A 19,058-nucleotide genomic window follows, 5' to 3' on the forward strand; every position below is an offset into this window, starting at 1 on the left:
CCGTGAGAACGCAATCGGGCCTGCCGGTCGGACTGCCTGGGGCAGCCGGACCGGCAGGCCCGAATCGCATACGGTTACTTATGCTTGGCTACCTACTCTCCATTTCGTTATCGGGCGAGTCATTCAATCAGTGGAATCACGGTTAATCCGCGCTAATCAGTGATTTACTTTTTGGCCTGCGCCACAATCCATTCCCGGATGGTTTCCTCGGCTTCAGGCGAGAAGTTGGGCTGGAGCTGGCCGTTGACAATCGGCCACTTGCTTGGGTCGGGCTGAAAGAGGTGATTGACGCCCACCAGCTTCTTGGCCGTGATGTTCTTGTTGTTTTTCAAGCCCTTGGTGAGGACCGCCATATTGGCATCGGCGTTGATAGTGAGGTCGGAGGTGCCGTTGAGCAGCAATACGGGGCAGTTGACGGCCGACAGCTTTTCAAGCGGGTTGAACGCCAGGAAGTAGCGGTAGCGGGCCGAAGTCATTTCGGCAGCGCTGGCCTGGGCCGTGGCATTGTCGATGGCGGCATTGTTCTGCTTCAGCATGTTGGCCACAATGGCCTGGGCCTGGGCATTGTCGGTGGTCTGCCGGATGATTTCGAGCATGGCCTGCTGGCGCTTGGTAGCCGCCTCAATCTGCGACGCATCGGTGCCCAGGGTACGTAGCGTGGTGGCTTGCTGCTGCACCACAATGTCGCGGCCGGGTAGGCCATAGGCGGCCAGCGTGACCACAAACGCAGGAGGCAAGGGCTGAGCCGCCGCCAGCAGGGCCACGTTGCCGCCCTCGCCGTGGCCCACCAGGCCCAGGTGCGAAAGGTCGATTTCGGGGCGGGTACGCAGGAAATTGAGGCCGGCCTGGGCATCGCTCACCAGGTCGGCGGTGGTCACGGCGGGGGTGCCGCCGGACTTGCCCACGCCCCGGTCGTCGAAGCGCAGCACGGCCACGCCCCGACGGGTGAGGTAGTCGGCGAGCTGGCCCAGGGGGGCGAAGTCGCCCACGGTGCCGTCGCGGTCGTGCGGGCCGCTATCGCTGAGCAGCACCACCGCCGGAAACGGCCCCGGCCCGGCCGGAATGGTGAGCATACCGCTGAGGCGGGCGTTCACCGTCAGGTTGCTGAACGTGGCTTCTTCCTCGCGGTAGGGCGGCGTGAGGCGCACGTTTTTGGCATTCATGGCCGGCATTGCGCTGAAGGTGAGCGTCATCGGCACTTTGAAGCCGGGCGACTGCCAGGTACCGGCCATCTGCTTGCCATCGGCCGAGACGCGGCCCACGAAGCGGGTGGCGGCTTCCTCGGCATACAGGCGCACGGTATCGCCTTTGATTTCGGTTTTCACGCTCATGCGGCTCACCTTCTGGAGCGGCACGTCGAGGGTGCAGTAGTATTCACCGCCAGCGAGTTTCACAAAGCGAAAAATGACTTCGAGCTGGCCGCCGGGCACTTTTAGCGGGCCCTTCCAAAAGCCGTCGAGGGGCGGCACGTCGGCCACCGCTACCGGGGCCGGTTGGGCATGGGAAGTGGCGTGCGCAGAAACCGCCAGTACCAAGCAGAGAAGGACGCTGCAGAATAAGCGAAGGGAACAGAACGTATTGGTTTTCATATTACTTAAAGAGCGTCACAAAGCTCTGGGCCACCCCAAAGGTATCCCGGGCACATTACACCAGCTATAAAGTAGCAAAATAAATACCTTGCCAACATTACGCGCGCGCCCTGCTGAGCAAAAAAATTACTTGTTTTGGCGTTGAACAGGGAAACTTATCGAATGAATCCGGCAGCCTGCCTCACATTGGAAAAAGCAGCAAGCGGGCAACGCTCCCCGTTTATTCGCTCACAAATACCCGCTTCACCCGCTCGCTTACGCTGGTGAGCAGCTCGTAGGCAATGGTGCCGATGCGGGCGGCCAACTCCGGCAGCGGCAGTCCTTCGCCAAAAATTACGGCCACATCGCCGGCCCGCGCGGCCGGGATATTCGTTACATCTACCATGCACATATCCATGCACACCGAGCCCACCAGCGGGGCCGCCTGGCCGTGGATGAGCACCGTGCCCGCGCCATTGCCAAAGCGGCGGTCGTAGCCGTCGGCGTAGCCAATGGCCAGCGTGGCAATGCGGCGCTCGGCGGCAGCGGCGGTGCCCCGGCGGCCGTAGCCCACGGTGGTGCCGGCGGGCAGGGTCTTAATCTGGGAAATGGTGGTGCGCAGCTGGCTCACGGGGCGCAGGGCGGCGAGGTCGGCGGTATTGCTGGCATCCACACCGTAGAGGCCGATGCCGAGGCGCACCATGTTGAACTGCGCCGCCGGGAAGCGCAGGATGCCGGCCGAGTTCAGGGCGTGCTTGAGCACGGAGTGGCCCAGGGCGGCCTCCAGGGTGATGGTCATGCGGCGGAAGGCGGCCAGCTGCTCGTGGGTAAAGTCGTCGTGGCCGGACTCATCGGCGGCGGCGAGGTGGGTCATCATGCTGGCCACGGGCAGGCGGGCGGCGTGCTGGCGCAGGCGGGCAGCCAGGGCAGGCAGGTCGGCTTCGTCGAAGCCAAGGCGGCGCATACCGGTATCGAGCTTGAGGTGGATTTTGGGGGTGGGGAGTGGGGAGTGGGGAGTGGGGAGTGGGCTTTCGGCGGGAATATCGAAGGTGGCCAAGTACTCGTCCAGCATCTCCAGGGAGTAGATTTCGGGTTCCAGGCGGTAGCGGCGCAGTATTTCGAAGCTGTCCGGGGCGGCGTTCATCACCATGATGGGCAGGCTGATGCCGGCTTCGCGCAGAGCGATGCCTTCGTCGGCGTAGGCCACGGCCAGGTAGTCGGCGCGCTGAAACTCAAGCAAGCTGGCTACTTCGTAGGAGCCCGCGCCGTAAGCAAAGGCCTTCACCATCACCATGAGCCTGGTGCCGGGGCTCAGCTGGCGGCGGTAGTACTGCAGGTTGTGGCTGAGGGCGTCGAGGTTGACTTCGAGCACGGTGCCGTGCTGCTGGGCCTGCAAAGCGGCCACAATACGCTCGAACCCAAAGCGCCGCGCCCCTTTAATAAGGATGGTTTCGTGGGCGAAATCCGTAGAATTCAGCTGGGCAAGAAAGGCCTCGGTGGTAGGGTAGGTTTGAATTAAAAATTGAGAATTGGAAGTTAAAAATGAAGCCGGGTCTGTCGAAGCATCGGAGCCAGATGGAGTGGCTTCAGACTCAATTTTTAATTTATAATTTATAATTTTTAATTCCCTCGAAATCTCCTCCCCAATGCCTATCAGCCGGCTCACGCCCGCCGCTGGCAGCAGGGCGGCCACGCGGGCGTACAGCTCCGCGCTGCTCAGGCCGGATTCGAGCACATCGCTGATAATGAGGGTGCGGCGACCGGGGCGGCTCTGCCGGGCCAGGGCATTGAGGGCCAGGGCCAGGCCGGCGAGGTCGTTATTATAGGTATCGTCGAGCAGGTAGGAATCGTGGCGGCCGAGCTTCATTTCCAGGCGCATGGCTACCGGGTGCAGGCGCAGCAGTCGGCGCTGAATCTCGGCCGGCTCTACCTGCCGGTGCAGAAGCACGGCCAGGCAATGCAATGCGTTTTCGATGGACGGCTCATCGGCGAAGGGCAGCGTGAATTCAGCAGTGAGGCCGGTAGCAGGGTATTCGGCGCGCAGGCGGGTGGTATTGGCGGGGCTGCTAGCCTCGGTGGTGAAGCGTACGTCGGCGGGCAGTGTGGGCTGGCGCGTCCAGCTAAAGCCCAGGAGCTGCCGCGCCGCCACGGCGGCCCGCACCAGGAACTGGTCGGCACAGTAAAACAGCAGCTGAAAATCAGCACCTTGGAACAACGTCAGTTTTTCCAGCAGCTTCTGCTCCTCAGAGGCAAAACCGGCGTCGTGAGCCGTGCCGAGGTTGGTGAAAATTCCTTCGGTGGGCCGAATGATGCGGGCCAGCCGGGCCATCTCTCCTACTTCGGATATGCCGGCTTCAAAAATCCCCAGCGTGTGGCGCTCGGGGTTCAGCTCCCACACGCTGAGCGGCACGCCCACCTGCGAATTGTAGGAGCGCGGCGAGCGGCAAATATCCTCGTCGGGGCTCAGCAGTTGGGCCAGCCATTCCTTCACAATGGTTTTGCCGTTGGAGCCGGTGATGCCTATAACTGAGGCTGTAAACTGCGCCCGGTGGGCGGCCGCCAGCGCCTGCAAAGCGGCCAGCGGACTGGCAACTTCCATAATCCCAGCCTCGGGGTAGGCGGCGAGGCCACCGGGCAGGGCGGTATTTTCCTCCACGAAAAACAGGCGCACGCCCTGGGCGTAGAGGTCGGGCAGGTAGCGGTGGCCATCGTGGCTGGGACCGCGCAGGGCGAAGAAGGCCGCCCCAACGGGCAGGTCGGCCCGACGGCTATCGAGCAGCAGGTGGCGCACGGTGGCCGAGGCATCAGCGGGCGCCTGCCGTAGGTGGCCGGAAACGCGGGCGGGCAGGTCGAGGAAGGGGGGGAAAGACATGATGGCGCAAAGGTCCGGCAAAAAACGGCGCGGCCTTTCACGGAACTGTTTACTATCGAACGGCTCGCATTTGGGTGAGGGCAAGCAAAAACGGCGCGGGCCGGGCCGGAGGCAACCGTGGCGCACGTCGGCGCATCTGAGTTACGGAGGCTATTCGCAGGGGCTTAGCGCCTACGCGGCCGGGGTATTGCCCAATATTTTGTAAATCGAATACATGTTCTTCCATTTTACACCTTTTTGCCGATGAGACAGTTACCTGAACTTCGCCACAGCTTACTGTGGGGGCCGGCCGTAGCGCTGGCGCTGGGCGCGTGCAGCCAGCAGGCCACTTCCGTGGTCACGGCGCCGGCCAGCCCGGCGGCGCCCATGGCGGCCACGCCCGCACCCGCCGGGCCGGCTTTCGAGATTCCGGTGGAATACTACACCCTGCCGAACGGGCTGCGGGTGGTGCTCTCGCCCGACCACACCGCGCCCACGGCCACGGTGGCGGCGTACTACGCGGTGGGCTTCCGGACGGAGCCGCGCAACCGCACGGGCTTCGCGCACTTGTTTGAGCACCTGATGTTTCAGGGCTCGCAGAACCTGGGCAAGGCCGAATTTATTCAGCTGATTCAGAAGAACGGCGGGGCACTGAACGGCTCCACTCGCTTCGACTTCACCAACTATTTCGAGGTGGTGCCGAGCAATAAGCTCGAAACCATTTTGTGGGCCGAAGCCGACCGGATGCGCGGCCTGGCCATCAACCAAGGCAACCTGACCAACCAGCAAGGGGTAGTGAAAAGCGAGGTGCGCGTGAACGTGCTCAACCAGCCCTACGGCGGCTTTCCGTGGCTCGACATGCCCCAGAAGGCCAACAAAAACTGGAACAACGCCCACAATTTCTACGGCGACCTGAAGGACCTGGACGCCGCTAACCTGGCCGACACCAAGGCATTTTTCAAAACTTACTACGCCCCCAACAATGCCGTGCTGGCCGTGGTGGGCGATTTTGAGCCCGCCGAAGCAAAGGCCTGGGTGGAGAAATACTACGGCAACATCCCCAGCGCCACGCCGCCGCCCAAGCCCGACCTCACCGAGCCGCGCCAGGAGCAGGAGCAGCGGTTTTCGAAGGACGACAAGCTGGCCAGCAAGCCCGCGCTGGCCTTCGCCTACCACATGCCCGAGCGCAACACGCCCGAATACTACGCCCTGATAATGCTCGACCAGATTTTGCTCCAGGGCAACGACAGCCGCCTCTACCAGGCCCTGGTGCAGAAGCGCGGCTACTCCGACGGCGTGAGCGGCGGTATCAATTCCGACCTCGGCAACCAGTTCAACTACAATGGCCCGATGCTGTGGATGGGCAGCATTATCTACGACCCCAGCGTGCAGGCCGACTCGGTGGTGAGCGTGCTCGACCAAGAAATCAGCCGCCTGGCCAAAACGGGCATCGACCAGGCCACGCTGGACCTGGCGATGGTGAAAATCCGCTCCGCTTTTTACGACCAGCTGAGCGGGTCCGACAACTTTGGGCGGGCCGACCTACTGGCCGCGTTTGCGCTGTTCGACAACGACCCGGCGCGCATCAACCGCATCGAGGACGAGTTCCGCAAGGTGACGCCCGAGCTGATGCAGAAGACCATTCGCGAGTACCTGCGGCCCGGCAACCGGACCATTATCACCGTCAATCCGCTGGCCAAGAGCTAGCCCTGACTCCTACTTTTTCGCCATGAACAAGCTGATTATCGGGCTACTCGGTGCCGCCCTCGTTGCTACCACCGTAGATGCCCAGGCCCAGAAGCCGAAAGCCAAGTCCAAAATACCGGCCCGGCCCGCCGCCGCCGCCACGCCGGCAGCACCCAAGGAAAGCCCGCCCGAAGGCAGCGCCCCGCGCGACTTTGCCCTGCCCGCCAAGGAAGAATTCACCCTCGACAATAGCCTGAAGGCCCGGCTGGTGCCCTACGGTCAGGTGCCCAAGGTGACGATGATGGTGGCCATTCAGGCCGGCAACGTGCACGAAGCCGCCAATGAAGTGGCGGTGGCCGACCTGCTGGCCAAGCTCCTGCAGGAAGGCACGGCCAGCCGGTCGGCTACCCAGCTGGCCGAGCAAGTGGCCCGCATGGGCGGCACGCTCAGCATTTCGGCCGGCCTCGACCAAACCACGCTGTGGGCCTCCTGCCTGAGCGAGTATGCGCCGCAGCTGGCCGCGCTCATGGCCGATGTGGTGCTGCACCCGGCCCTGCCCGCCTCGGAGCTACCCCGCCTCAAAACCGACCTGAAGCGCCAGATGAACCTGGCCCGCTCCTATCCCGGTACCCAGGCCCGCCAGAAGTACTCGGCCGCCATTTACGGCAGCCACCCCTACGGCCGCCCCCTGCCCACCGATGCCCAGCTCGACGCCCTGACCCTGGAGCAGGTGCAGAGCTTCTACAAAAACCAGTTTGGCGGCCAGCGCACCAGCGTTTACGTGGCGGGGCGGTTTGATGCCCCGGCCCTGCGCCAGGCCATCGGCAGCGCCTGGAAGGATTTCCCGCAGGGGCCGGCCCCGCGCATCGAAATTGCCAAGCCGCTGACCAAGGGCGACGTGCTGACTCTGGACCGGCCCAGCGCGCCGCAGTCGACCATTGTGGTGGGACTGCCGGCCGTGGACCCCTCCAACCCCGATTTTATTCGGCTGCGGGTGATGAACTCGCTGCTCGGCGGCTCGTTTGGCTCGCGCATCACGCGCAACATCCGGGAGGACAAGGGCTACACTTACTCGCCCTACAGCTACGTGGAAACCCACTACCGTACCGGCAACTGGACCGAAAACGCCGACGTGACCACCGCCGACACCTATAATTCGCTGCGCGAAATAATGAGCGAAGTGGAGCGCCTGCAAAAAACGCCGCCCACCGCCGAGGAGCTGCAGGGCATCCAGAACTACGAGGGCGGCATGTTTGTGCTGCGCAACTCTACCCCCGGCGGCATCATCGGCCAGCTCAATACCCTCGACCTGCACGGCCTGCCCGAAACCTACCTCACCGAGCAGGTCAGGAACATCAACGCCGTGACGCCCCAGCAGGTAAGCGAAACCGCCCGCAAATACATGCGCCCCGAAGCCATGACCATTGTGGTGGTAGGCGACAAAAAGCAGATTGACCCGCAGCTGAAGAAGTTTCAGGCTGAGCGCAAGAAACCACTGTAATTGAGGGCGAAGCACGAAGAAACGCCATACTGAGCCTACCGAAGCAGCTCTATGAGATGTAGAGATGCGATACTTCGCGTCTCCTCGCTGCCCGACTCCCACGCGAGGAGACGCGAATTGTCGCGTCTGCACACCCCATACACTGACCTGAAAGCTGCTCTGATTTCTTGCGTGGCAGAGTGGGTGGGGGGTGAAAACGCCAGAACAATGCGCTTTATAAAAATATCCTGCCGCTCTACCCATAATTTAAAATGATTTAATTCATATTTTTATAATCGCAGGTTATATTTGAAGCATGAACCTGCAACAGCTCACCTACCTCGTAGCCCTCGATACTCACCGCCAGTTTGGCCTCGCCGCCGAGAAAAGCTGCGTGAGCCAGCCCGCCCTCAGCGTGCAGGTGCAAAAGCTGGAGGAAGAACTGGGCGTGCTGCTCTTCGACCGCACCCAGCGCGGGGCCGAACCCACCGCCGTGGGGGCCAAAGTCATTGCCCAGGCCCGGCGTGTACTGCGCGAGGCCCAGCAGCTGCGCGAGCTGGTGCAGGTAGAAAAGGGCGAAATAGTGGGCGAGCTGCACCTGGGCGTCATCCCCACGCTGGCCCCGTACCTGGTACCGCGCTTCCTGGGGGGCCTCACCACGGCTTACCCCAGCCTGCGGGTGCACATTGAGGAGCTGCGCTCCGAAGAAATTATGCAGCAGCTGAAAGACCACCGGCTGGACGTGGGCCTGCTCGTGACGCCCCTCGACGACCGGCAGCTACGCGAGCTGCCGGTCGTCGATGAGCCCTTCCTGCTACTCGCTTCCGAAAACCACCCACTGGCCGCCCACGCCACTGTGCAACCCGCCGACCTCCAGCAACCCGGCCTCTGGCTGATGCAGCAGGGCCACTGCTTCCGCAGCCAGGTGGTAAACCTGTGTGGCGCGGCCTCCCCCACCGGGACCATCGCCTACGAAAGCGGCTCGATTGAAACGCTGCAAGAGCTGGTGCGCCGGCAGGGCGGCTACACCCTGGTGCCAGAGCTGGCCGTATTGGAAGAGGTGGAAACCAATCGGCTCCTAAAACGGTTCGTGGCCCCGGAACCGGTGCGCGAGGTGAGCCTGGTGGTGCATCACGGCTTTGTGCGAACGCAGCTGCTTACGGTATTGCGCGGCCTTATTCTGGCCAGTGTACCGGCCCGGCTACATGCCCGGGAATCGGGTGAAAAGGTGCGCTGGCGGTAGCCGGACTGGTTCCGTTTTTTATCCATTAGCACCATTATGTTGGTTTGTTTGCCGTGTAGCCAGCAAGCCGAATATCTTATTTTACGTACCTGTCTGCAATTAGCAAGCCTGGGTGACGTTCCTATTACGCCTGGTTTTTGCAAGCACTTCCATCTTTCCGCTTCCTACTTTCCGTTCTTTCAATGCCTGCCTCAGCCGCACGCCTGCTGCTACTCATATTGGTTATTCCTTAGTGGCTGGGGGCTAAAGGCACGCGCCCAAAGCCCGGCTACCGATAGCCTGCGGCGCGTGCTGCCCCCCCACCCCCGACTCGGCCCGGGTGCTGCTACTACTGGAGCTGGGCCACACCTACCGGGCCTAGAAGCCCGACTCGACAATGTACCTGGCCCAGAAGGCCTGGCAGCTGGCACGGCAGCTCAACTTCAACAAAGGCCGTGGCCGGGCCCAAGGCGTGATTGGCATGGTGCTGCGCGAACGCGGCGAGCTGCCCAAGGCCTACGCCAACCAGCAGATTGCCCTCCAGCTCAGCTGCCAAAGCCACAACCCGGAAGGCGAAGCATCCACCCTGAACGGCCTGGGCAACATCAGCCTCGACCTGCGCCAGTACCCGGAGGCCATTGAGCACTACCGTGCTTCGGAGGTGCTGTACCGCCGCCTGTAGCGGCTGCCGTGGGTGGCGGGCACCCGCACCAACCTGGGCAGCTGCTACGAGAAGCTCAACCAGCTCGACTCGGCTCTGGCCCTGCAGTAGCGGGCCGAAACGCTCATTGCCCGCAACCTCCGGGCCCAGCTGGCCGTGGCCGGAGGTTGCGCAACATGGGCATGGTGCAGGCCCGCCTGGGCCACTCCCCCGAAACATTTGCCCACTACCGCCGGGCGCTGCACGAAACCCAGGCCACCAACGACTTGCGCAACCGCGCCATGGCGCACTACCACATGGCCCTGCTGTTTGAGCAGCTGCACCAGCCCGATCCGAGCCTGCTGCCCGCCCGCCACGCGCTGCGCAATGCCCAAGCCGTGTCGTACCGCCTTACGGTGATGAATGCCGGGGCGCTGCTGGCGCGGCTGTACCAGGCCCGCCACCGGCCAGACAGTGCCTTTCATTACCAGAGCCTGGCCGGGGCAGCACGCGACAGCCTCTATGGCCCCAAGAAGTTTCAACAGCTGGAGCTGCTGGCCTTCACCGGGCAGCTACTGCGGCAACGGGCCCTGCAACAGCAGCAAACTGCTAATTACCAGCGCAGCGGCTTCCTCAGCCTGCTGGTAGTGCTGCTCACGGTGGCGCTTGCTGGGCTGGGCCAACCGCCGCCATCGCCGCGCCAACCGCCTGCTGAACGAGCGCAACGCCCAGATTGAAGCCCAGCGGAATGCCCTGGACGAGGCGCTGACCGAAGTGCGCGCCGTTCAGGCGCAGCTGGTGGCGGCCGAGAAATGGGCCTTCGTGGGCGAGCTTTCGGCGGGCATTGCCAATAAGCTGCAGAACCCGCTGGCCTTCATGCGCAAGTTTGCCGATGTGAGCGTGGGCCTGCTCGACCACGACACTACCACGCCCACTGCCGGCCTGGAGCAACAGATACTGGACGGCCTGAAGCAGAATCTGCACGAAATAAGCGCGCACGGGCAGCGAGCTCGGCCATCATTGCCGATATGCTGGCCCATGCCCGCCCCGGCCCCCGGCAGCCCGTGTCCACCGACCTCAACGCCCTGGTGGCCGAGTACCTACGCCTGGCCTACCAGGGTGCGCCGGGCCGACAGCTCACGCACGCCGTGGAGCTCGAAGTTCATTTCGACCCGGCAGTGGGCACCGTGGCCGCCGTGCCGCAGGAGCTGGGCCGGACCAAGCTGAATTTGTTTGCGAATGCTTTTTATGCGGTGCGGCAACACCAGCAGGCCAGTGGCCCCGGCTTTCAGCCCCAGATGAGCGTGCAGACGCGGCGCGAGGGCGACTCGGTAACGATAGAAGTGTACGACAACGGCTTTGGCATCCCGGCCAGTGTAGCGGAACGGGTGTTTCAGCCATTCTTCACCACCAAGCCTGCTGGCGAAGACACGGGCCTGGGGTTGTCGCTGGCATACGACATTATCACGAAGGGCCACCAGGGCACGCTGACCGTCGAAACGGAGGAAGGAGAGTTCACTCGGTTCACGGTACGTTTACCCGCCTAACTTTGCCGGCACCGCTTGTCATTGCCCGCATGAAATCATCCCGAGTTATTTTTGGTTTACTGGCGGCCGTGCTGCTAACCACCTGCGCCCGCCGCCCCACCAAGCTGGAGATTTACGACGTGGTTATCAACCACGTAACCATTGTGGATGTACGCACGGGCCAGCTCACACCCAACCAGGTGGTGGCCATCGCGAAGGACAAAATAGTAAGTGTGGGGCTGGCCGATAAGGACAGCTACGCCGCCAAACAGTACGTGAACGGCAACGGCCGCTACCTGATACCGGGCCTGTGGGACATGCACGTGCACTTCCGAGGCGGCGACAGCCTGGCCGCCGCCAATAAAAAAAGCCTGACCCTGTTTCTGGCCCACGGCATCACCACGGTGCGCGACGCGGGCGGCGACCTCACGCCCAGCATCTTCCAGTGGCGGCGCGACATGGATGCGGGCCACCTGGCCGGGCCGCGCATCTTCACGTCGGGCCCCAAGATTGATGGGCCGGGGGCCTACTGGCCGGGCTCGTTGGAAGTGGAAACCAAGGGCCAGATTCGCAAGGCGCTCGACTCGCTGCAACGGTTGAAGGTGGACTACGTGAAGATTTACGACAGCAAGATTTCGGGCGCGGCCTACCTCGAAACCATCCGGCTGGCGCAGCGGCGCGGGATGAAAACCACCGGCCACATGCCCTACTCCGTGAAGCTGAGCGACGCCGTGCAGCGCGGCCTCGATGCCACCGAGCACCTGTACTACGTGTTCAAGGCCTGCTCCGGCAAGGAGGACAGCCTCACCACGCTGGTGCGCAACAGCTTGGGCACCAGCAAGCCGCTGGGCCTGTTCGCCATGCTGCCGGCCGTGTACGACACGTATAGCCCGGCAGCGGCGGCCCGCATCTTCGCCCTCATGGCCAAGCGCCACACGGCTGCCGTGCCCACGCTCTACATCGGCAAGACGCTGACGGAACTGCCCGAAAACGACCACGCCCGCGACTCCCTGCTGGCCTACATCGACCCAAAGATTCAGGCTACCTACCAGCGCCGCCTCGCCAGTGCCCGCACGCAGCCGCTGGCCAGCCAGAATTTCAGCCGGAAGCTGGAAACCAAATTTATAAGCATGATTCCGACCATGCAAGCCGCCGGCGTAACCCTGCTGGCCGGCTCCGATAGCGGCCCGTTCAATTCGTTCATCTACCCCGGCGCCTCGCTTCAGGAAGAGGTAATTTTGCTGGTGAAAGCCGGCCTCACGCCGCTGCAGGCGCTGCAGGCTGCCACCCTCAACGGAGCCCGCTTTATGGGCGTGGCCGGACAAACCGTCGCCATCGCCCCCGGCAAAGACGCCGACCTGGTGCTCCTGACCGCCAACCCGCTGGAAGACATCAGCAACATCAAAAAAATCGACGCCGTGATTTCCCGTGGCAAGGCCTACCCGGCCGCCACGCTGGCCAGTATGATGCGCGCCATCCGTAATAAATAGGACCACTGATTAGCACGGATTTTAGCGGATTTCGCGGATTTTGTAGTCGAATCCCAGTATAGCTTTGGTTTCCGTTTGGCTGGATTTATTAGCACCCCGCACCCTATTTCGGAGCGATTATAGTCGTAGCAATCGACTACAAAATCCGTGAAATCCGCTGAAATCCGTGCTAATCAGTGGTCTAGAAACCCACCCCTATCCGAAACCCCGTACCCAGCCGCTGGCCGCTTTGCAGGGCCGTATAAAAATCAACCCGCAGCACTTTGAAGATGTGCTCCACGCCCGCGCCCAGCTCCACGTAGTGGCCGGCCTGGGCGGTAGTGAGGTAGTTGAACGAAACTACTTCCTGCCATTTCAGCTTGCGAAAGAGCGGGACTTTGTTGAAGATGAAGCCGTTGAAGTGGTGGTCGTAGTGAGCTTCGAGGTAGGTATTGTTGGTGCTGAAGCGGTAGTAATCCAGCAGCTGGAACTCGCTGAAATTGCCAGCGAGCAGGGTTTGGTTGCCGGAGAAATGGCGGTAGTCGATGAAAGTCATCCCCTCCTGCTTGCCCACGAAGCCGCCCACGCTCACGCGGAAGCTGCTGGCACCCAACAGGCCCAGCGGCACATTGTCGCGCACGCCGGCTTGCAGCAGCAGGTAGCGCACATCGGCCCCCAGCGCGTGCGGCACGGCCAGGCGGCCCTGCACGTTGAAGGTAGGCCACTTTGAGCCGAGGTTGAACTTGCCATCGGGCCGGCTGATGTAGCGCTGGCCGGGCTTGAAATCAGCCGAGAGCGCCACGTTAAGAATGCGGCTGCGGCCAAAGCCGGTATCCGCCAGCTCGTCGCTCACGGGCCGGTTGGGGGTGAAGGCGCGGCCGGGCACGTCGTAGATAAGCCGGTCGGTGGTGTTGTACAGCTCATGGCGATCGAAGTAGGCGGCGGTGGTGAGCAGGGTCAGGCCGTTCACCGGCTCCGTCAGGTAGCTCAGCTCGGCCCCGTCGCGGCGGTAAAGCTTGGCGTAGTTGCGGTTATCAAACAGCGTGTAGAGCGTGTTGATGAGCGGCGTCACCTGCGAATTCTTGTCGAAATTCTCGATGGTACGGCCGGCTTTCAGGCCGATTTGCTGGCGGCGGGCCGGGTGCAGCTGCCAGCTAGCGTCTAAACTGGGATTCAGCTCGTTGCTGCTGAAACCGTAGCGCAGCACCGGTGTGATGCTGAAATTCCGTCGGTCGTCGGTACGCTTCCGGAAGGTAGCCTGGGCGTTGAGCACGGCGCCTTCCACGGTGTTGTACTGGAAAATACGCGATACCGGCAGCACGTAGAACGACGTCTTCTTGAAGCTGTTGACGTACGTGTAGCCGCCCATCAGCAGGTTGATGGGCTCGAACTCGTTGCGCTTGCGGTCCATCGAGTCCTGGTAAGGGCGCGAGCGGCGGAGGACTTCGGTGCTGTCCTTCACCTGGTAATCCTTCGTTTCCTCGGCCGTGAGGGGCACCGGGCGCACGGCGTCCCAATAGGCCAAGTCGCGCTCGTTCACGCCTTTTTCTACCAGCTGCACCTGGCCGCGCGGCATCTGGGCGAAGATGTCGTTTTTGAGGGAATCGCGCGCGGCCTGCTTCACTTTTTTGCGCACCTGGGCATTGAGGCCGCGCAGGTCGGGCTTGCGTTTGCGGATTTGAGCGGCGGTTTCCTGGCCCACGGGGGCGGCGTTTTTGCCCTCGACTATCACGGGCGGCGCGGCTTTGGGCGCGGGCGGCGTGGGGTAGGTAGGCACCACGTTGGCATAGTTGGAAAGCACGGCCGTGATGTAGCCCGAACCCTTAAAACCCAAGCCCGATAAGTTGGCTGTAACCTGCTGCGACTGAATAAGCCAGACGTTGGCATTGCCCGGCGCGGGCGCGTACTGCTGGGCCAGGTGCAGTTCGTCTACATAGTCGAGCTGGGCATCCTTATCGAGGTGCAAATCGACGGAGTGAATGCGCCACGAGCCGTCCACGATGTAGATGTAGCCCGCAAAAACGGGGTCAGTGCGGCGGCGCGGCAGCACCCGTATTTTGTGCACCAGCACTCCGCCCTGTGGGGTACTGCCCACCAGCTCGTACTTGTAGAACAGCATGGCATTGCCCGCAATGGGCGACACAAAGCCGCGCTCCGAAAACCCGGGGTTTATCAGGTTTTCATAGAAAGTCAGGTTGCGCCCCGCGCTGGCCCGGTTGAAGCTAATGCCCCGCGAGTCGCCGCTGATGCGGCTCGACAACATGCGCTCCTTCACGATGTTGGGCTGCGTGAAGCTGAAATCGGACAGGGTTTCGGACAGGTAAAAAATACCTTTCTTAATATCCGGCCCCAGCTTAAACAAGCCCATAATTTTGGCCGGCGTCTCGTTGATGCGGCCCAGGGCTTTGATGTAGATGCGGGCGCGGTAGGCGGCCACCTCGCGCTTGTGGTAGGCCCGCCACTGCTGCGCCTCCTGGATGATGGCATAAGCCGGGTCGCGGTCGGAGGATTTCACCAGTACCTCGCCCAAGCTGTAGGCCTCGGGCTGGAGCGTGATGTTGACGGTGAGCGTAGAGTCACCGCCCGGCACGCGCACCGGCTCAATATGCTGCTTGTAGCCCACATACTGGAACACCAAATCGTACTGTCCAGCCGGCAGCCGCAGCAGGAACTGGCCCTGCTCGTTGGCCCCCGTGCTAGTGGCCGCGCCGCGCACAGCCACATTGGCAAAGGCCAGGCCCGCCTTGTTGGCCCCGCTCACTGTGCCCCGGATTACGCCGGCGCAGCTGAGAAATGGCGCGGCAATCAGCAGCAGCGCAAGAAGTAACCAGCGTAAAGAAATTTGCAACATAAAATCGATGGGCAGAAAAAAGGCACCCCCAAGGTACGCCCCGCCCGCAACTGATGCATGCGGAGGGCCCAAAGGTTGCCTGACATTGTGCCGCCCGGCCGATGGCAGCGCGTAATAATCAGTACCGGAATTGGTAACGAACCGCCCGGCGCGTTGTTTTCCATTACTTGCCGCCCGAAACCCTGCCCCTCATGTTCAAAAATTCCGATAAAGCCCCCAAGCAGTACACGCCCGGCGAGGCCCTGCAAAAAATCGCCGCCTTCTGCGCCTACCAGGAGCGCAACCAGAAAGAAGTCGAGCAAAAGCTAAAATCCTACGGCCTCGACGAGGACGAAGCCGGCGAAATCATCATCCGCCTGAGCCGCGAAAAGCTACTGGACGAGGAGCGGTTTGCCCAGTCGTTCGTGCGCGGCCACTACCGAAACAAGAAGTGGGGCCGCCGCCGCATCATACAGGAGCTGAAGCAGAAAGGCATCAGCGAATACTGCATCAAATCGGGCCTGAAGGAGATTGATGGCGAAGAATACTACCAGAACCTGGTGGACGTGATGGAGAAAAAGGACCGCCAGGAAAAGGAGAAAAACCCACGCGTGCGCCGCATGAAAATCTCGCAGTACCTCACCGGCAAAGGCTACGAGCAGGACCTGATAAAAATGGCGCTCGATGAGCTGGGCAAAGCGCCGGAAGACGATGAGTAGCATAGAGCGTTCCGGAACGGTCATGCCGAGCGCAGCCGAGGCATCTCGCGTGCCATCACTAACCTATTCTATCAATTGAGTTACTACTCCATGCGAGATGCCTCGGCTGCGCTCAGCATGACCGTTCTACTGCTTCGGCCCCACTCTTGGCATCACCAATTGCTGCCCGATTATCACCCGCCGCCCGGTGAGCGTACGCAGCATGGGCACGAGAATCTGCTCGGCGTTGCGCTGGGTTTCGGCCAGGATGCCTGATTGCAGGGCGGCATTGCGGACCTGCTTTTCGGCGTATTTGTAGCCCTGGTCCACAAGGTCGGCATCCTGAAAAAAGCCGTTTTCGGTACTGAATACGCGGCTTTGGTCGTGGTTCACCTGGAAGGAGCACAGCTCCGGCGCAGGCAGCACCACGCGCACAATGGAGTCGCCCTCAAACACGACATCCTGCGGGCGGATTTTGCGCAGGTCGAGGCAGCCCACGGCTTCGCCGCCCACCACGAGGGCCACTTTGGCATCGGGCAGCAGCGGGTAGCGGCTGGCCCGGCGGTACTCCACAATGTCCTTGAACTTGTAGCGCACCAACTCCAGCTTGCCCAGGGCCTCTACCTGGGTGAGAACCGTGTTGTGCGTCACGGTGACTTTGGGCTCGGTATTCAGCGGGTTGAGGTCGGCGAGGGTGGGGCCTATTTTCTTCCAGAGAAACCAGCCGAGGGCAAGCAGAAACAACAGGGGCAAGAGGCGACGCATGAGGCGGGGCAGCATAGGTGTTAGGATTAGCATCTACTTGTACGAGCGAATTGCCAAAAGCTACTGCTTATCCGGGGTTGTGGCAGCCACAGTGTAGCTTTGGCCGGTGACTCTTTCTTCCTCTCCCCCCGCCCCGGGCCTTGGCCCACGCCTGTGGCGCGGGCACGGCTGGCTGTTGCTGGCCCTCTGGCTGATGGTGCAAGTGGCTTTCCTGCTGCGCTATCACGGCCCGCACTACGCCAACGACAGCGCCCGCTACCTCGAATACGCCGCCAACCTGGCCGAGCACGGCTACTATAAAATCGAACCGGGCACGGCCCCCACGACCATTGCCAACAACGGCATCGGTAATTTTCAGTACGAGCACAACCAGCGTTACATCCTATATCCCTGGTTCCAAAGCGTGTGGCTGCGGCTGCACGCGGGGTGGTGGGGCATTGTGCTGGGGCAGCTGGCTGTTTCGGGCGTAGCCGCCAGGGCCCTGTACCAAGCATTGCGGCAGCTACTGGCCGGCCGGCGCGGTGCGGCCGCGCTGGCAACCGGCTTGTTTATTCTGTGGCCCGACGTGCAGCAGTTCAACAGCTACCTGCTCACCGAATCACTATTCATCAGCTTATCGGTCCTCTCCTTCTGGGCCTTTGTGCAAGTACGCAATGGGGGCTGGCAAGCCTGGGTTACGCTCATCATCCTGCTGTTGCTCACGGCCCTGGTACGGCCCAATGGCTTTGTGGTAACCGGCGCAGCCGTTCTGGCTGGGCTGGCCTCGCTCTACAGTCAGCGCCGCCGGCTATTCTGGCTGGTGGTAGCCGGAGCGGTGCTGGCTACCCCATTGGCAGTGTGGTGGCTTAATTATCAGCTGGTCAGCTTTTTTATCGTCGAAACGTATTTGCGCGGCGAGCTCATGTTTGCTACGCCGGTGTGGGCTATCCACCCAAGCACTCCGTTAGTGTTGCCCCCAGCTGGCCTGGGTCAGATGTCTCGAGTGCTCCACTTTGCGGCCCACAACCCGGGCTTTCTGGCCCGCCTGATGGCCGGCAAGCTGCTGGTATTCTTCAGCAGTGTCAAGCCATATTATTCGCTGGCGCACCGGCTCATCAGCGTACTGGTGCTCTGGCCACTGTACTACCTGGCGTTTCGCGGAGCGCGCCAGGCGCGGGTATGGCTGCCGGCCCGGGCCTTTCTGGTAGGTGTGCCGTTGCTACAGGCCGGCGTTGTCATGCTCACGGTCGATGACTACGACGTGCGCTTCCTGGCCCCGGTGCTGCCCTTAATTTTTGTACTGGCCGCGCTGGAACTACAGCGGCTTTGGCCTGTAAGAACGGTTGCCAAATCCGGTCCGCTGCTGGCTAGGCCCTAGCCTCGCGCCCCAAACCGCTCTTCCCAGCCCGCCCAGGCCTGCTGCCCGCCGGTGTGAATAGCCACCACCGTACTACCCCGCCGGAAATAACCCTTCCCCACCAAATGCAGCACCCCAAACAGCAGCTTGCCGGTATAAATCGGGTCGAGCAGCACGCCGTGCTGCACCTGAAACTGCTGAATAAACGCCAGCAGCTCGACCGAATACTTGGCGTAGCCGCCGAAGTGATAATCGGTCTGAAGCGAATAATTATCGAAAGCCTGTCCAGCCGTCGCCTGGGTCAGCGCATCAATTTCCGTGCGTAAAAAACCGCCGTTTTTCAGGGCCGCCACGCCCACGGCGTGCTGCTGGCCAGCCAGGCCGGTGAGCAGGCCCGCCAGGGTACCGCCGGTACCCACGGCTACGGCCAGCGCATCAAAATCAACCTGCTGTCGAATCTCGGCCACCAGCTCGGCGCAGCCGGGCAGGGCCAGCGCATTAGTTCCCCCCTCGGGCAGCACGTAGGCCGGGCCAAAGCGGGCCAGCTGCTCCGCCATAAACTCCGGCTCGGCCCGGCGGCGGTAGGCCGTGCGGTCGAGGTAGTGCAGGGCCATGCCATCGGCGGCGGCCCGGACCAGCGTGGGGTTGAGCGTGGACCCCGCCGCCGGCTCATCGCCCCGAATCAAGCCGATGGTGCGGAAGCCCAGCAGCCGGCCGGCCGCCGCCACGGCCGCAATGTGGTTGGAATAAGCCCCGCCAAAAGTGAGCAGCGTGTGGTGGCCCTGCACACGGGCCGCCGCCAGATTGTACTTGAGCTTGCGGGCCTTGTTGCCGGGCAGGTCCGGGTTCACCAGGTCGTCGCGCCACAGCAGCAGGCGCACGCCGTGGGCGTTGGCTACCGGCTCATCGAGCAGCTGAAGAAGGGATGTAGGCAGCATCGGGACGGCGGTAAAACGAGAAAGGGGACCAAAGAAACAACCGTTCCCC

The 19,058-nt window shown here is 62.3% G+C and carries 15 protein-coding genes; 9 read left to right on the forward strand and 6 right to left on the reverse strand.

What is annotated here, in order from left to right:
* Positions 1-164: 164 nt before the first annotated feature.
* Positions 165-1,535 carry an alpha/beta hydrolase family protein gene (locus tag KQ659_RS20375; protein WP_216679398.1) on the reverse strand — a complete coding sequence of 457 codons (1,371 nt, stop codon included), beginning with the start codon at positions 1,533-1,535 and terminating at the stop codon, positions 165-167.
* A 274-nt stretch (positions 1,536-1,809) separates the two neighbouring features.
* Positions 1,810-4,440, reverse strand: a complete 2,631-nt coding sequence (gene alr / locus KQ659_RS20380; protein ID WP_216679397.1) for an alanine racemase — start codon at positions 4,438-4,440, stop codon at positions 1,810-1,812.
* Between the two features lie 243 nt (positions 4,441-4,683).
* Between alr and KQ659_RS20385 the strand changes: the two genes are divergently transcribed.
* The 5 genes from KQ659_RS20385 (at position 4,684) to KQ659_RS20405 (ending at position 10,184) form a co-directional block, all read left to right on the forward strand.
* On the forward strand, positions 4,684-6,126 hold the full coding sequence (locus tag KQ659_RS20385) for a M16 family metallopeptidase (protein ID WP_216679396.1): 1,443 nt from the start codon (positions 4,684-4,686) through the stop codon (positions 6,124-6,126).
* Positions 6,127-6,148: 22 nt separating this feature from the next.
* Entirely contained in the window at positions 6,149-7,606 is a 1,458-nt protein-coding gene (locus tag KQ659_RS20390) for a M16 family metallopeptidase (RefSeq protein WP_216679395.1), read from the forward strand.
* Positions 7,607-7,901: 295 nt separating this feature from the next.
* Positions 7,902-8,828, forward strand: a complete 927-nt coding sequence (locus KQ659_RS20395; protein ID WP_216679394.1) for a hydrogen peroxide-inducible genes activator — start codon at positions 7,902-7,904, stop codon at positions 8,826-8,828.
* Between the two features lie 376 nt (positions 8,829-9,204).
* Positions 9,205-9,489: a tetratricopeptide repeat protein gene (locus tag KQ659_RS20400; RefSeq protein WP_216690493.1), complete on the forward strand. Its 285-nt coding sequence runs from the start codon at positions 9,205-9,207 to the stop codon at positions 9,487-9,489.
* Between the two features lie 161 nt (positions 9,490-9,650).
* The gene (locus tag KQ659_RS20405; RefSeq protein WP_216690492.1) at positions 9,651-10,184 is read left to right on the forward strand and encodes a hypothetical protein; all 534 of its coding nucleotides are present in this window, start codon (positions 9,651-9,653) and stop codon (positions 10,182-10,184) included.
* On the opposite strand, the gene KQ659_RS20410 is transcribed toward KQ659_RS20405, so the two are convergent.
* Positions 10,102-10,446, reverse strand: coding sequence for a hypothetical protein (locus KQ659_RS20410; protein ID WP_216690491.1), 345 nt, complete (start codon positions 10,444-10,446; stop codon positions 10,102-10,104). The two genes, KQ659_RS20405 and KQ659_RS20410, sit on opposite strands and share 83 nt — an antisense overlap.
* Before the next feature lie 29 nt (positions 10,447-10,475).
* Between KQ659_RS20410 and KQ659_RS20415 the strand changes: the two genes are divergently transcribed.
* Together KQ659_RS20415 and KQ659_RS20420 are read left to right on the forward strand one after the other, a co-directional pair.
* Positions 10,476-10,994, forward strand: coding sequence for a sensor histidine kinase (locus tag KQ659_RS20415; RefSeq protein WP_216690490.1), 519 nt, complete (start codon positions 10,476-10,478; stop codon positions 10,992-10,994).
* A gap of 29 nt (positions 10,995-11,023) precedes the next feature.
* Positions 11,024-12,463, forward strand: a complete 1,440-nt coding sequence (locus tag KQ659_RS20420) for an amidohydrolase family protein (protein WP_216690489.1) — start codon at positions 11,024-11,026, stop codon at positions 12,461-12,463.
* A 181-nt stretch (positions 12,464-12,644) separates the two neighbouring features.
* Here the strand turns inward: KQ659_RS20420 and KQ659_RS20425 are convergent, their stop codons facing one another.
* Complete coding sequence (locus KQ659_RS20425) at positions 12,645-15,293, reverse strand: DUF5686 and carboxypeptidase regulatory-like domain-containing protein (protein WP_216690488.1); 2,649 nt, start codon at positions 15,291-15,293, stop codon at positions 12,645-12,647.
* Positions 15,294-15,484: 191 nt separating this feature from the next.
* Here KQ659_RS20425 and KQ659_RS20430 point away from each other — a divergent pair, with 191 nt between their 5' ends.
* The gene (locus tag KQ659_RS20430; RefSeq protein WP_216679388.1) at positions 15,485-15,991 is read left to right on the forward strand and encodes a regulatory protein RecX; all 507 of its coding nucleotides are present in this window, start codon (positions 15,485-15,487) and stop codon (positions 15,989-15,991) included.
* A gap of 126 nt (positions 15,992-16,117) precedes the next feature.
* Here the strand turns inward: KQ659_RS20430 and KQ659_RS20435 are convergent, their stop codons facing one another.
* On the reverse strand, positions 16,118-16,735 hold the full coding sequence (locus KQ659_RS20435; protein WP_226915707.1) for a DUF4230 domain-containing protein: 618 nt from the start codon (positions 16,733-16,735) through the stop codon (positions 16,118-16,120).
* A 106-nt stretch (positions 16,736-16,841) separates the two neighbouring features.
* On the opposite strand from KQ659_RS20435, the gene KQ659_RS20440 reads away from it, so the two are divergent.
* Positions 16,842-18,092: a hypothetical protein gene (locus tag KQ659_RS20440; protein ID WP_216690487.1), complete on the forward strand. Its 1,251-nt coding sequence runs from the start codon at positions 16,842-16,844 to the stop codon at positions 18,090-18,092.
* Here KQ659_RS20440 and KQ659_RS20445 read toward each other — a convergent pair.
* Positions 18,089-19,009 (reverse strand): 1-aminocyclopropane-1-carboxylate deaminase/D-cysteine desulfhydrase, encoded by a 921-nt coding sequence (locus KQ659_RS20445; RefSeq protein WP_216690486.1) that lies wholly within the window; start codon positions 19,007-19,009, stop codon positions 18,089-18,091. The two genes, KQ659_RS20440 and KQ659_RS20445, sit on opposite strands and share 4 nt — an antisense overlap.
* Positions 19,010-19,058: the final 49 nt, after the last annotated feature.

It is taken from the genome of Hymenobacter siberiensis (genome assembly GCF_018967865.2).
Taxonomy (GTDB): Bacteria; Bacteroidota; Bacteroidia; order Cytophagales; family Hymenobacteraceae; genus Hymenobacter; species Hymenobacter siberiensis.